At 80.2% G+C, this 917-nt stretch carries 1 protein-coding gene; it reads right to left on the bottom strand.

Annotated elements, in window-relative coordinates:
* On the bottom strand, positions 1-917 hold a 917-nt coding region (locus GTR00_RS21780), incomplete at both ends, for a YeiH family protein (protein ID WP_166613573.1).

Below are 917 nucleotides of genomic sequence, written 5' to 3'. Positions count from 1 at the left end.
AGCCCAGCCCCAGCAGGACCGCGCGCCCGCCGGTGCGGCGCAGGGTGCGCAGGTGGATGCCGGTGCCCAGGCCGACCAGCGCCGCCACGAGCAGCACCTCCTGCACCCGCTGCGCGGCGGACAGCGCCGCCGCCGGCAGCACGCCGGTGCTGCTGAGGGCGATCGCGGCCAGGAAACCCGCCACGAACAGCGGCACCGGCGCCGGCCGGCGGCCCGACCCGGGGGTGCGGCCCGCCGCGGCGCGACGGCCCGCCAGCGCCACCGCCGCCACCAGCGGCGCCAGCAGCACCACCCGGCTGAGCTTGACGACCACCGCGGTGGTCAGCGCGCCGGGCACCCGGTCCGCGGCGGCGACGGTCTGCCCGACGTCCTGCACGCTGGCGCCCACCCACGCGCCGAACCCCGCCACGTCCAGCCCGAGCGGGCCGCGCAGCGCCGGCAGCACCAGGATCGCCAGGCTCCCGCACAGGGTGACCAGCGCGACCGCGACCGCGGCGTCCTCCTCGTCGGCGTCGGTGACCTCCTTCACCGCCGCCACCGCCGAGGCCCCGCAGATGGAGAACCCGGTGGCCACCAGCAGCGCGCGCGCCGGCGGCACGCCCAGCGCCCGCCCCAGCAGCCGGGTGCCGGTGAACGTCACCACCACCGTGACCACGACCAGCGCCAGCCCCCCGGCGCCCAGGTCCAGCAGCTGCGGCAGCGCCAGCTGCAGCCCCAGCAGCACCACGGCGACGCGCAGCAGGCGGCGCGCGGCGAACGCCGCGCCCGGCTTGAGCCGCTCGCGCAGCAGCCCGCAGTTCGCGGCCAGCGCCCCCAGCGCCACGCCCGCCGTGGAGGCGCCCAGCCCCGGCACCAGGTGCGCGGCGCCGGAGGCGGCTGCGGTGGCCGCACCCACCGCGAGCAGCCCCGGCCACGCC

The sequence above is a fragment of the Kineococcus indalonis genome (assembly GCF_009906395.1).
Classification (GTDB): domain Bacteria; phylum Actinomycetota; class Actinomycetes; order Actinomycetales; family Kineococcaceae; genus Kineococcus; species Kineococcus indalonis.
Note: the sequence above shows the minus strand (reverse complement) of the source record. Positions and strands in the feature narration are given on the sequence as shown.